The sequence below is a fragment of the Arthrobacter sp. zg-Y40 genome, from assembly GCF_020731535.1.
Classification (GTDB): Bacteria; Actinomycetota; Actinomycetes; order Actinomycetales; family Micrococcaceae; genus Arthrobacter_B.
Genome location: NZ_JAJFZS010000001.1, coordinates 589,317 through 601,942, shown reverse-complemented (window position 1 = coordinate 601,942; position 12,626 = coordinate 589,317). Strand labels below are relative to the sequence as shown.

Here is a 12,626-nt window from a genome sequence, read left to right as displayed (position 1 = left end):
TGTGGCGCAATGCACCTCTGCGCTACGCTGGCGATATACCGACCGTATGGTCAGTAATCGCTGGCTTCTTGCAGGCCCGTCGGTACATTCCAGCAGTCCCGGGCAACGGTGCCCGGCAGGACGCGTCCCGTGCGAAAGGTTTTCCCATGACGGCAACAGCCCTCGACGTTGACTACGTACCCAGCTACGTCCGGGACGCCTGGTGGTCTCCCGGCGACGGCGGAGCGGGCACCGAGGTGCGGGATGCCAGCACCGGCGAACTGCTGGCCCGGGTCAGTACGGACGGGCTGGACACGGCCGCCGCCGTCGAACATGCCCGCAGCACCGGCCAGACCGAACTGGGGAAGTACACCTTCCACCAGCGGGCCCTGCTGCTCAAGGAACTGGCCGGTTTCCTCAACGCCCGCCGGGAGGAACTGTACGAGGTGTCCGCCCGCTCCGGGGCCACCCGCAAGGACTCCCTGGTGGACATTGACGGCGGCATCGGAGTGCTCTTCGCCTACGGGTCCAAGGGGCGCCGCGAGCTGCCCAACGCCACGGTCATCACCGACGGCGCGGCGGAACGGCTGTCCCGGGACGGGTCTTTCCTTGGCGAACACGTCTACACCCGCCTGCCCGGCACGGCCGTGCAGATCAACGCCTTCAACTTCCCGGTATGGGGCCTGCTGGAAAAACTGGCGCCGGCCTTCCTCGCGGGGCTGCCGAGCATCGTCAAACCCGCCACCCCCACCGGCTACCTGGCCGCCGCAGCCGTGCGGCTGATCGTGGAGTCCGGGATCCTGCCTCCCGGGTCGCTGCAGCTGATCTCCGGCCCGGCGCGGGACCTGCTGGACCACCTGGACTACCGGGACCTGGTCTCCTTCACCGGCTCGGCGTCCACCGCCGAAAAGCTGCGTGCGCATCCCAATGTGGCGGTGGGAGGCGTTCGTTTCACGGCCGAAACGGATTCACTCAATGCCGCCATCCTGGGAGCCGACGCCGTGCCCGGCACACCCGAGTTCGAGGCCTACATCGAATCGCTGGTCACCGAGGTGACGGTCAAGGCCGGCCAGAAATGCACCGGCATCCGCCGGGCCCTGGTGCCGCGGGAACTGGTGGACGACGTCGTAGCCGCCGCCGCGGACCGCATCCGGGAGCGGGTGGTGCTGGGTGATCCACGGGCCGCGCAGGTGACCATGGGGGCGCTGGCGTCCACCGAGCAGCTCGACGGTGTCCGCGGTGCCGTCCGTGAACTGCTAGCCGCCGGCGGGACGCTGGCGCTCGGCTCGCTGGAGGCACCCGACGTCGTACTTGCCGACGGCAGTACCGGCCCGGCGCCGTCGGGCGCCTTTATGGAACCGGTGCTGCTGACCTGGGACAACAAGGACGCGGACGCACTGCACAGTGTGGAGGCCTTCGGACCCGTTGCGTCGGTGGTCGGCTATGACAGTGTGGCCGACGCCGTCCGGCTGGCTGCCCGCGGGGGCGGGTCGCTCGTGGCCACCGTCTGCACGAATGATCCGCAGGTGGCCGCCGAAGTGCTCGCCGGCATTGCCGGGCACCATGGGCGGGTGCTGATCCTGAACCGGGAGGATGCGGCGAGTTCCACCGGCCACGGCTCCCCGGTGCCGCACCTGGTCCACGGCGGTCCCGGGCGGGCGGGCGGGGGAGAGGAGCTGGGCGGCATCCGCGCGGTGCTGCATTACATGCAGCGCACCGCCGTGCAGGGCTCGCCGAACATGCTCACCGCCCTCACCGGCATCTGGCACACGGGTGCGGACCAGCGGTTCGACGCCGGCCATCCCTTCCGCAAGCCGCTGAGCGAGCTGCGGGTGGGCGACGCCGTGCGCTCCGGGCTGCGCACGGTGACCCTGGCGGACATCAGTGCCTTCGCCGAGACCACCGGCGACACGTTCTACGCCCACACCGACCAGGCCGCGGCCGAGGCCAATCCGTTTTTCCCGGGCATTGTGGCGCACGGCTACCTGCTGCTGTCCTGGGGTGCGGGCCTGTTCGTGGACCCGGCACCCGGTCCGGTACTGGCGAACTACGGGCTGGAGAACCTGCGCTTCATCACTCCGGTGGCTGCGGGCGACGCCATCCGGGTCACGCTGACCGCCAAGAAAATCACGCCGCGGGAGACCGACGACTACGGCGAAGTGGCGTGGGACGCGGTGCTCACCAACCAGGACGATGAGCTGGTAGCCACCTACGACGTGCTGACCCTGGTGGCCAAATAGCTGCCGGGGGACGCTGGGTTACGGGCAGCTGCTGCGGCGTACTGCCCAGTCGCAGACGGTGTCCGGGCTCAGGACGTCGCTGACCACCACCACGCCGTAAGCGGCCAGGACGAGCCCTGCAACTGCCAGGGCCGCCCACAGCAGCCGGCGCTTCCCCATCAGGCCGAGCCTGGACCCAGGCGGGTATGCAGCCCGTCGAAAACCATGGTGATGATGTTGTCCGCGAGCTTCTGCGCGGGCAGCGGACCGCCCGGCCGATACCACTCGACAATCGAGTTGATGGTGCCGAAAAGCAGCCGGGTGGTGGTCCGCGGATCAATGTCGCTGCGCACCGAGCCTTCACGCCGCGCCGCGTCCACCAGGTCCGCCACCCGGTGGTCGAACTCGCGGCGGCGGGCCAGCGCGGTGCGCTCAATCTCGGTGTTGCCGCGCAGGCGCAGCAGCAGGGTCACAAACGGCAGCCGCTCGGTCAGCACCTCAATGGTGCCGCGCAGCACGAATTCGAGCCGGACGTCGGCCGCACCGTCGGCGGCACCGTCGGAGGCCCGCGGGTCATCCAGCACCGCCTCCAGCCCGTCCAGGGCATGGTCGAGGGCCATGCGGAGCAGCTCGCCCTTGGAGGGGACGTGGTGGTAAATGGCTGACTTGGTGATGCCCAGGTTCTCGGCGAGGATGCCCATGGACGTGGCTTCGTACCCGTGCCGGTTGAACACGTCCACGGCCACGTTCAGCACACTCTGCTGGTCATAGCCGGGGCGGCCGCGGCGGCCGGGAACGGCAGCAGCAGGTGCATCGGGGGCAGCAGCGGGATCGGGGGCGGCATCAGGCATGGCGCCATTTTCCCACGCCGGGGCGCACCGGCGTCGGGCCGTTCATCACGACGGCGCGGCGCCGGGCTGCCGGCGCAGATCGTAGATCCGGCGCAGCTTGCCGCTGGAGCGTGCCAGCGTGCCCGGTTCCACCACCTCCACCGTGCAGGAGGAGCCGACGTGGACCTTGATCTGCGCTGCCAACTCGACGGCGGCGGTGGCGGCCTCCGGTGCGGAGGTCTCTTCCCGCCGCTCGATCCGCACGGTGAGTTCATCCATCCGCTCCGGCCGCGTGATTTCCAGTTGGAAGTGCGGGCTGAGGGCCGGCAGGCGCAGCGCGATTTCCTCGACCTGGGTGGGGAAGAGGTTCACGCCGCGCAGGATGACCATGTCGTCGCTCCGGCCGGTGATCCTGCCCATCCGGCGCATGGACGGCCGCGCCGTGCCGGGCAGCAGGCGGGTCAGGTCATGGGTCCGGTAGCGGATGATCGGCAGCGCTTCCTTGGTCAGGGAGGTGAAGACCAGTTCCCCGGGCTCGCCGTCGTTGTGCACCCGGGTGTCATCAAAGGGATCGATGATCTCGGGGCGGAAGTGGTCCTCCCAGATGTGTGCACCGTCCTTGCTCTCCACGCACTCGCCGGCCACGCCCGGGCCCATCACCTCGGAGAGGCCGTAAATGTCGCAGGCATCCAGGTCCATCAGGGTTTCGAGTTCATGCCGCATTTCCTCTGTCCATGGTTCGGCACCCAGCACCGCGGTTCGAAGCGACGTGGACCGGGGATCAATGCCGGCGGCAGCCATCGCGTCGGCGATCGCCAGCAGATAGGTGGGGGTGCAGAGGATGGTGTCCGGCTCGAAGTCCAGAATCAGCTGGATCTGGCGTTCGGTCTGCCCGCCGGAGATCGGTATGACGGTGCAGCCCAGTTTCTCCGCTCCGAAGTGTGCGCCCAGCCCGCCGGTAAACAGCCCGTAGCCGTACGCATTGTGCACCTTGTCGCCCGGCCGCACCCCGGACGCACGCAGCGAACGTGCCACCAGGGCGGCCCAGCGGTCCAGGTCCCCGGACGTGTAGCCGACCACCGTGGGCCGCCCCGTGGTTCCCGAGGACGCGTGGATGCGCGAGACCTGGTGCTGCGGTACCGCGAACATGCCGAAGGGGTACGTTGAACGCAGGTCCTCCTTAGTGGTGTACGGGAAAAGCCGCAGGTCGCCCAGCTCGCGCAAATCCGAGGGGTGCACGCCGGCGTCGTCGAACTTGGTCCGGTAGAGCGGAACCCGCTCGTAGGCGTAGGCCAGCGTCTGCTGCAGGCGCCGCAGCTGCAGGTCCTCCAGTTCGTCCCGGCTCATCCGCTCCTCGGGATCCAGGGAAGCAGGATCCAGGGCGGCGGGATTCGCGGCGGCGGATTTGGCGGGGGAAGTCTTCATGCGCTGTTTCCTGTCGGGAACGGGGCCGGCTCCCGGCCGGTGTCGGGACGGGAGAGCGGGTCCGGGAGCGGGCCGCGGATGGTGCGTGAGCGTCCGCGGAAAAGGGCGACGACGTCGGATGTACCGTCGGGGCGGTCGGCCCGCACCTCAATGTCATAAACACCGCTGCGGCCGCGGCCCGCCCGGTGCTCGGCGTGAGCGGTCAGGATGTCGCCCGCCTGCGCCGACGCCAGGAAGGTGATGTCTGCCCCCGCAGCCACGGTAACCTCGATCCGCTGCCGGGCCGGTCCGCCGGCTTCCGGGTTGCAGGCCAGCGCAAAGGCGGTGTCGGCGAAGGCAAAAACCATGCCGCCGTGCGCAATGCCGAAACCGTTGAGCATTTCCGGGCGCAGCAACATGGAGATGCGCGCTGCGCCGTCCCGGAGTTCCAGGATTTCGATGCCCAGCCACTGCGAGGCGGCATCGAAAACCAGAAGGGGATGGGCGGGGGATTTGCCCGGGGTGACGCCGGTGTCAGCCATGGGACCCTCCTTTTTATTTACCGAATGTTCATTAGGTAATCCCGGCAGGAGGATGGCTGTCAAGGACCCGGGCACCCGCGGGCCTGCCGGTGTTCCCAGAGGGTGCAGCAGGTCATGGCGTACCCTAGGGAGGTGACTCTTACCGCGGCCGCTGCCGTTTCCGGGCCCGTAAGGCCTCCCACATCTGCCCTTTTGCCCGAGTGGCTGGACCCTCAGGTATTCCTGGCCAATCCTGCCCTGGGACCTTGGGTTGTCCTGCTCGTCTGCGGCATTGTTTTTGCCGAGACCGGGCTGCTCATCGGGTTCTTCCTGCCCGGTGACTCCCTGCTTTTCACCGCGGGCCTGCTGGTGGCCACGGGCACCATCCACATCAATGTGTGGCTGCTGGGCCTGCTGGTCTTTGTCAGCGCGTTCGTGGGCGACCAGACCGGTTATTACATCGGCAAAAAGACCGGCCCGGCAATCTTCAAACGGGAGAACAGCCGGCTGTTTAAACAGGAAAACGTGCACCGGGCCGAAGTGTTCTTCGAGCGCCACGGCGGCAAGGCCGTGATCCTGGCACGCTTTGTTCCGGTGGTGCGGACCTTCACGCCCGTGGTGGCTGGCGTCGCAAAGATGAACTACAAAACCTTCGTTACCTTCAACGTCATCGGCGCCTTCTTCTGGGGCGTGGGCGTTACCCTGCTGGGTTATGTGCTCGGCGACCGCGTGCCGTTTGTCCGGGAAAACCTGGACCTGATCTTCGTGGGCGTAGTAGTGCTTTCGGTGATTCCGATCGTTATCGAGGTACTGCGCCAGTCCCGTAAGGCCAGCACCAAGCACGACGACGGCGGCCCTGCCGGAGATGCCGAGGAATCCGGCCCAGCTGCATCAGGCCAAACCACCGCTGCCTCCGCACAAAGCCCCGCTGCCCGTCCGGCCGCCGGCGATGCTGCCCTGGCCCGGCAGGCGCAAGAGTCGGCTGGCCGTCCGGCCGCCGGCGATGCTGCCCTGGCCCGGCAGGCGCAAGAGTCCGCTGCCCGTCCGGCCCGGCACGCCGCAGCCGACGGCGGACGCTTCTCCGCACCGAAAGCGGATGCCGAAGGCAGCGGCTCCTAACCGCACTGCCCGCAGGCTGGGATAGCAGTCCCGCCCGCAGAGTTCCCAGAAGGCCCGGACCCCAGGTCCGGGCCTTCTGCGCGTCCGGGGCAGCTGAGCTAAACGGCCGCCATGGTGCCGGCGTTGTGCCCGTGCGTCCCGGCAGTTTCGGGCCGCCACGGCGTCAGGGCCGGGGAAATGGGCGCGCTGGTAGGGACCGCGCGGTCGGGAGGGATGTCCGGCCAAACGGGCCCACCGGCCCCCGCGGTCGCAGAAGTTCCCACGCACCGGCGCCAGGCCGCAGAAGTTCCCACGCACCGGTTCCAGACCGCAGAAGTTCCCACGCACGGGGACTGGAGGGGCGCGTGGGACCCCAGCGGGAACATCCGTACCACTACGTGGGATCTTCGCGGAAGCTCGATCAAGACGTGGTGCGGGCGGAGTGCTAACTTCCGGGCATGGCAGGAGCCGGATCCAGATAACAATCCGGTAACCCGACCACGCCTTATGTGCCCCTGACCTGTGGTTCTATCCGGCTGCCGCGAGTTTCTGCGAAACGTGGGAGCGCTCCCACTTGACATGTGATGCACCGCACATCAGCATTTAGGCATCGCTTGTGGGAGCGCTCCCACACCGCCGGCATCACCGCCGGGCCAGGCACCCGGGCGCATCCGTTAGGCAACCGCACGGCAGGCGCGTAAACACCCGCCACGCACTCGTGCACTCGTAATCGACAAAGGAGTCAGCAATGAGTACCACACCCATATCGGCAGGCCGCGCACGCCGCCGGGGTCCCGCGGTTGCCGCATCGGTCGCAGCCGCAGCCCTTCTGCTCACCGCCTGCGGAGGCGGCGACGACGGAGCATCAGGAGAAGACGGACAGGTGACGCTCAGCGTCAGCACGTTCAACGAGTTCGGCTACGAGGATCTCTTCAAGGAGTACGAGGCAGCCAACCCGAACGTGAAGATCGTGCACGACAAGAAGGCCACTTCTGACAACGCGCACGACAACCTGAACACCAAGCTGGCAGCCGGGTCGGGCCTGTCGGACATCGAAGGCATCGAAGTGGACTGGCTGCCGGAGCTGAAGCAGTATGCGGACCAGTTCGCGGACCTTTCCAGCCCGGAAGTTGAAGGGCGCTGGCTGGATTGGAAGGAAGAAGACGCCACAGTTGACGGCAAGCTGATCGGCTACGGCACCGACGTCGGTCCCGAAGGCGTCTGCTACCGGGCGGACCTCTTCGCCGCAGCCGGCCTGCCGACCGACCGCGAGGAAGTCGCCAAGCTGCTCGAGGGCGACTGGGACCACTACTTTGAGGTTGGCGAGCAGTTCACCGCCAAGTCCGACGCCGCATGGTACGACTCGGCCATGGCCGTCTACCAGGGCCAGATCAACCAGGTGAAGAACGCCTACGAGGAAAATGACGGCACAGTCATTGCCACCGAGAACCCGGAAGTGAAGGAGATCTACACCAAGGTCCTCGAGAACTCCGTGGACAAGGACCTCTCGGCGCACCTGGAGCAGTGGTCCGATGACTACACGGCGGGCTTCCAGAGCGGCGCCTTTGCCACCACCCTCTGCCCGGGCTGGATGCTGGGCAGCATCGAAGGCAACGCAACCGGCGTTGAAGGCTGGGACATTGCCAACGTGTTCCCGGGCGGCGGCGGAAACTGGGGCGGGTCCTACCTGACCGTTCCCAGCCAGGGCAAGAACCAGGAAGAAGCCATCAAGCTGGCCCAGTGGCTCACCGCCCCTGAGCAGCAGATCAAGGCCTTCGAATCCAAGGGCACCTTCCCCAGCCAAACCGAGGCCTACGAGTCCGACACCCTGCTGAACTCCACCAACGAGTTCTTCAACAATGCGCCGGTCGGCAAAATCCTCGTGGACCGGGCCAACGCGGTCACCATGACTCCGTTCAAGGGTCCGAACTACTTCACCATCAACACCAACATGGCCCAGGCACTGAACCGGGTGGATGTCCTCAAGACCGATGACGCCAACTCCTCCTGGGAGAAGTTCGTCGCCAGCGTCGACGCCCTCCAGTAGCCCCCTAACCTCCGGTGCCTGTGGCTGCCACTGTGTGTAGTCCGCAGGATGGCGCTGCAGGCACCGGACCCAACTTCTTCCCCCTTGAACGTTAGGAAGTCAGCCATGGCTGTCACCGTCAAGCCGCCGGCAGCGCGGACGCCGGTACGGCGGTTAGGGTTCAGCAGCCGGCTGGCCCGCTGGGACGTCAAAGTCTCCCCGTACCTTTACATTTCGCCGTTCTTCATCATCTTCGCCATCGTCGGCCTCTTCCCGCTGATTTACACCGGATGGGTTTCCCTGCATAACTGGAACCTGATTGGCGGCAACCAGGGCTTCACCGGCACCGAGAACTTCACCTTTGTGCTCTCCCAGCCGTATTTCTGGAATGCGGTGGGCAACACCTTCAGCATCTTCCTGATCTCCGCAGTGCCCCAAATCATTCTTGCCATTGCCATCGCCGCCGTGCTGGATGCCAACCTGCGTGCCAAGACCTTCTGGCGCATGGGCGTGCTTTTGCCCTACATCGTTGCCCCCGTAGCCGTGGGCCTGATTTTCGGCAACCTCTTCGCTGACCAGTCGGGTGCCATCAACGGTGCGCTGACTTCCATCGGACTCCCGGCCATTCCCTGGCATGCCAACTCCCTGGCCAGCCACGTCGCGATTGCGACCATGGTGGACTTCCGCTGGACCGGCTACAACGCGCTGATCTTCCTGGCCGCCATGCAGGCGATCCCGCGGGACATGTACGAGGCCGCGATTATCGACGGTGCCAGCCGCTGGCGGCAGTTCATCTCCATCACCGTGCCCATGCTGCGCCCGACCGTGATTTTCGTTGTCATCACCGCCACCATCGGCGGACTGCAGATCTTCGACGAGGCCCGCGTCTTCGACACGTACGGGCTCGGCGGTGCAGACCGCCAATGGCAGACCCTGACGATCTACATCTGGGAACTGGGTTGGGGCCAGCGCAACCTGGGACGTGCTTCTGCAGTGGCCTGGCTGCTGTTCGTCATCATCGTGGTCATCGCCGCACTGAACTTCTTCATCACCCGACGCATCGCCACCCAGGGAGGACGGAAATGACTTCCGTACCCATGGTCGAACAGACCGCCGGCCGCAAGGCCGCCGAAGCAGCCAAGCGACGCCGTGACCGCGGCGGACAGGACCAGCGTCCGGGACGCGTCCATGTCCGGGCGGCGAAGACGGGCGGATACAACAAGCGGCCCGGCTTCCTCACCTACGGGCTGCTCGGAGCAGTGATCCTGGGCTCAGCCCTGCCGATCCTCTGGTCCGTCCTGGTCGCCAGCCACGACAGCACCGCAATTGCCAAGGGAGTGCCACTGATCCCCGGCGGTAACTTCTTTGCCAATGCCGCAACAGTGCTCGACAGCATCCCGTTCTGGCGGGCCCTGGGCAACAGCGTCCTGGTCTCCACAGTGACCGCCGCCTCCGTGGTGATCTTCTCCTCCCTGGCCGGCTTCGCCTTCGCCAAGCTGCGCTTCAAGGGTTCGAAGGCGCTGCTGGTCTTCGTGGTGGCCACCATGGCCGTTCCCACGCAGCTCGGCGTCATCCCGCTGTTCATCGTGATGTCCAAGCTCGGCTGGACCGGCACCATGGGCGCCGTCATCATTCCCGGGCTCGTCACCGCGTTCGGCGTGTTCTGGATGACCCAGTACCTCCAGGACGCCCTGCCGGACGAATTGATTGAAGCCGTCCGGATGGACGGCGCGAACATGTGGCAGTCGTTCTGGCACGTGGCCCTGCCGGCCGCCCGCCCGGCTGCCGCCATGCTGGCACTGTTCACTTTCGTGGCCACGTGGACCAACTTCTTCTGGCCCCTGATTGTGCTCAACGCGCAGAACCCGACGCTGCCGGTGGCCTTGGCGCAACTGCAGTCGGCGCGTTTCGTGGACTACTCGGTGGTCCTTGCCGGAGTGGTGCTCTCCACCATTCCGCTGTTTATTGTTTTCGCCGTCGCAGGACGGCACCTGGTTGCAGGAATTATGCAGGGAGCGGTTAAGGGATGACGCAGCACACCAACGGAAACTTCCCCACGGGATTCCTGTGGGGGGCGGCCACCGCCGCCTACCAGATCGAGGGTGGCGCGTGGGAAGACGGCCGCAAGGCCTCCATCTGGGACACCTTCAGCCGGGTCCCGGGCGCAGTGGTCAACGCCGAGAACGGCGACGTCGCCTGCGACCACTACCACCGCCTTGATGAAGACGTGGCCCTGATGAAGTCGCTGAACCTGGCTTCCTACCGCTTCTCCACCTCCTGGGCGAGGATCCGGCCCGACGGCGGCGCAGTGAACCCGGCCGGCCTGGACTTCTACAGCCGGCTCACTGACAAACTGCTCGACGCCGGAATAAAGCCCTGGCTGACCCTTTACCACTGGGACCTGCCGCAGGCGCTGCAGGACGCCGGGGGCTGGGCCAACCGCGACACTGCCTACCGCTTTGCCGAGTACGCCCTGAGCGTCCACGACGCCCTGGGGGACCGGGTGAAGGCCTGGACCACATTGAACGAGCCCTGGTGCTCCGCCTATCTCGGCTACGCAAGCGGCGAGCACGCACCCGGGCTGCAGGACCGGTCCCTGGCCGTGGCCGCCAACCACCACCTGCTGCTCGGCCACGGACTTGCCGCGCAGGAGCTGAAGGCCCGCGATGCGTCCCTGGACGTGGGCCTGACCCTGAACTTCACCGTCGCGGATCCGCTGGATCCCGAGAACCCCGACGACGTGGACGCCGCCCGCCGGATCGACGGGCAGTTCAACCGGGTGTTCGCCGACCCGGTTTTCCGCGGCAGTTATCCCGAGGACGTCCTCGCTGATCTGGCCCCATACGGTTTGGGACAGCACATCGGCGAAGGGGATATGGCGGTTATCAGCACACCGGTCGATTTCCTGGGCGTGAACTATTACCACGGCGAGGCCGTCACCAAGACGCGTCCGGCCACACTGCGGAGCACCGAGGCGCCCGTTTCGCGGCCGTCGGCCAGCCCGTATCCCGCCGCGGACGGGGTCTACTCCGTGCCCCGCGGACTGCCGGTGACGAACATGGGGTGGGAAATCCAGCCCGAGGGCCTGCACCGCCTCCTGCTCCGGCTGCAGCGCGACTACACCGGGCCCGCCGGGGTCCCGCTGTACATCACGGAAAACGGCGCCGCGTTCGACGACGACGTTGTGGTGGACGGCGTGGTCCAGGACGAGGACCGGCTGGGGTTCATCGAAGCGCACCTGCAGGCTGTCCGCGATGCGGCAGCAGACGGCGTCGACGTCCGCGGCTACTTTGCCTGGTCGCTCATGGATAACTTTGAATGGGCCTGGGGCTACGCCAAGCGGTTCGGCATTGTCCATGTGGACTACCAGACCCAGGTCCGCACACCGAAGGCCAGCGCCCGGTGGTTCGCCGAAACCGCACGTACCAATGCCTTGCCGGAAAGGTCCTCCGCGGCCGCACCGGATGTCGTATCGTCGATTCAGTGAGCTCCCTCAACCAGGGCACCCGCGGAACGCAGGTCAAGCCCCGCCGCAGCAGTCCCACACTGGAAGACGTGGCGGCGCTTTCCGGCGTCTCCCGCTCCACCGTGTCGCGGGCGATCAACGGCGGGGCCCGGGTCAGCGCCCGGACGCAGGCGGCCATTGACGCCGCTATCGGAGAGCTGGGCTTCACCCCCAACAGGGCAGCCCGGTCGCTGGCCACCAGCCGTGCCGACTCCATTGCCCTGGTGATTCCCGAACCGGACGGCCGGGTCCTGGTGGATCCCTTCTTCGCCATGACCCTCAACGGGATCACCGAGTCGCTGGCGGACACCGAGGTGCAGCTGGTGCTGCTGATTGCCCGGCAGGGGGAAAAAGCCGGCCAGATCATCCGGTACCTGCGCAGCGGCCACGTGGACGGGGCCATAGTGGTCTCGCACCACAAGGCCGACGCTCTGGAAATCGAACTGGCGGACGCGCCGCTGCCGGCCGTGTTCATCGGCCGGCCGTGGCATGGCCGCCAGGGACTGGTGTTCGTGGATACTGACAACTACACCGGCGGACTGCTCGCGGCGCGGCACCTAGCCGGCCGCGGTTACCGCCGGATCGCCACGGTGACCGGACCGGCGGACATGACCGCCGCGCAGGACCGCACGGAGGGCTGGCGTGCCGGGCTCGCTGAAGCAGGGCTGGTCTCTGCCGGGGCGGAGTCCGGGCACTTCACCACCGAAGGCGGCGCAGCGGCAGCAGCCCGGCTGCTGGACGCCGATCCGGGGATTGACGCCATCTTCGCGGCGTCGGACCTCATGGCCCTGGGTGTGCTGACCGTCCTGCGCGAGCGGGGCCTGTCGGTTCCCGGGGACGTGGCGCTGGTGGGGTATGACAACCACCAGCTGGCCGCCTCGAGCAAGCCCGGGCTGACCACCGTGGTGAACCCGATGGTCGAGATGGCACGGCGCGCCTCCGAAATGCTGCTGCGCGAAATCGAGGAGCCCGGATCGCGCCTGGAACCGGCTATCTACCCGCCGGAACTGGTCATCCGGCAGTCCGCCTAGCCCGCCGGGAATC

At 67.0% G+C, this 12,626-nt stretch carries 11 protein-coding genes; 7 read left to right on the top strand and 4 right to left on the bottom strand.

The annotated features are described in order from the left end of the window. Positions 1 to 146: 146 nt before the first annotated feature. Positions 147 to 2,219 carry a phenylacetic acid degradation bifunctional protein PaaZ gene (gene paaZ / locus LJ754_RS02840; RefSeq protein WP_227925261.1) on the top strand — a complete coding sequence of 691 codons (2,073 nt, stop codon included), beginning with the start codon at positions 147 to 149 and terminating at the stop codon, positions 2,217 to 2,219. Between the two features lie 18 nt (positions 2,220 to 2,237). Here paaZ and LJ754_RS02835 read toward each other — a convergent pair whose 3' ends face one another. From LJ754_RS02835 to LJ754_RS02820, 4 genes are read right to left on the bottom strand one after another with little or no spacing between them, the layout of a single operon-like run. Further along, positions 2,238 to 2,378 (bottom strand): hypothetical protein, encoded by a 141-nt coding sequence (locus LJ754_RS02835; RefSeq protein ID WP_227925258.1) that lies wholly within the window; start codon positions 2,376 to 2,378, stop codon positions 2,238 to 2,240. Beyond that, a complete protein-coding gene (locus LJ754_RS02830; protein ID WP_227925256.1) occupies positions 2,378 to 3,049 on the bottom strand; it encodes a TetR/AcrR family transcriptional regulator in 672 nt (223 codons plus the stop codon). Before LJ754_RS02830 ends, LJ754_RS02835 begins: the two co-directional genes overlap by 1 nt. 45 nt (positions 3,050 to 3,094) lie before the next feature. Beyond that, the gene (paaK, locus tag LJ754_RS02825; RefSeq protein ID WP_227925254.1) at positions 3,095 to 4,453 is read right to left on the bottom strand and encodes a phenylacetate--CoA ligase PaaK; all 1,359 of its coding nucleotides are present in this window, start codon (positions 4,451 to 4,453) and stop codon (positions 3,095 to 3,097) included. Continuing rightward, positions 4,450 to 4,974: a hotdog fold thioesterase gene (locus LJ754_RS02820; RefSeq protein ID WP_227925252.1), complete on the bottom strand. Its 525-nt coding sequence runs from the start codon at positions 4,972 to 4,974 to the stop codon at positions 4,450 to 4,452. The genes paaK and LJ754_RS02820 overlap by 4 nt, the downstream gene beginning before the upstream one ends. A gap of 132 nt (positions 4,975 to 5,106) precedes the next feature. Here LJ754_RS02820 and LJ754_RS02815 point away from each other — a divergent pair, with 132 nt between their 5' ends. From LJ754_RS02815 to LJ754_RS02790, 6 genes are all read left to right on the top strand, one after another. Next, positions 5,107 to 6,072, top strand: a complete 966-nt coding sequence (locus LJ754_RS02815) for a DedA family protein (RefSeq protein ID WP_331461499.1) — start codon at positions 5,107 to 5,109, stop codon at positions 6,070 to 6,072. Positions 6,073 to 6,799: 727 nt separating this feature from the next. Continuing rightward, complete coding sequence (locus tag LJ754_RS02810) at positions 6,800 to 8,098, top strand: ABC transporter substrate-binding protein (protein WP_227925251.1); 1,299 nt, start codon at positions 6,800 to 6,802, stop codon at positions 8,096 to 8,098. A gap of 105 nt (positions 8,099 to 8,203) precedes the next feature. Further along, positions 8,204 to 9,163, top strand: a complete 960-nt coding sequence (locus tag LJ754_RS02805) for a carbohydrate ABC transporter permease (RefSeq protein WP_227925248.1) — start codon at positions 8,204 to 8,206, stop codon at positions 9,161 to 9,163. Beyond that, a complete protein-coding gene (locus tag LJ754_RS02800; RefSeq protein ID WP_227925246.1) occupies positions 9,160 to 10,107 on the top strand; it encodes a carbohydrate ABC transporter permease in 948 nt (315 codons plus the stop codon). The genes LJ754_RS02805 and LJ754_RS02800 overlap by 4 nt, the downstream gene beginning before the upstream one ends. Beyond that, on the top strand, positions 10,104 to 11,564 hold the full coding sequence (locus LJ754_RS02795; protein WP_227925245.1) for a GH1 family beta-glucosidase: 1,461 nt from the start codon (positions 10,104 to 10,106) through the stop codon (positions 11,562 to 11,564). Before LJ754_RS02800 ends, LJ754_RS02795 begins: the two co-directional genes overlap by 4 nt. Then, positions 11,561 to 12,613, top strand: a complete 1,053-nt coding sequence (locus LJ754_RS02790; RefSeq protein WP_227912670.1) for a LacI family DNA-binding transcriptional regulator — start codon at positions 11,561 to 11,563, stop codon at positions 12,611 to 12,613. Before LJ754_RS02795 ends, LJ754_RS02790 begins: the two co-directional genes overlap by 4 nt. Positions 12,614 to 12,626: the final 13 nt, after the last annotated feature.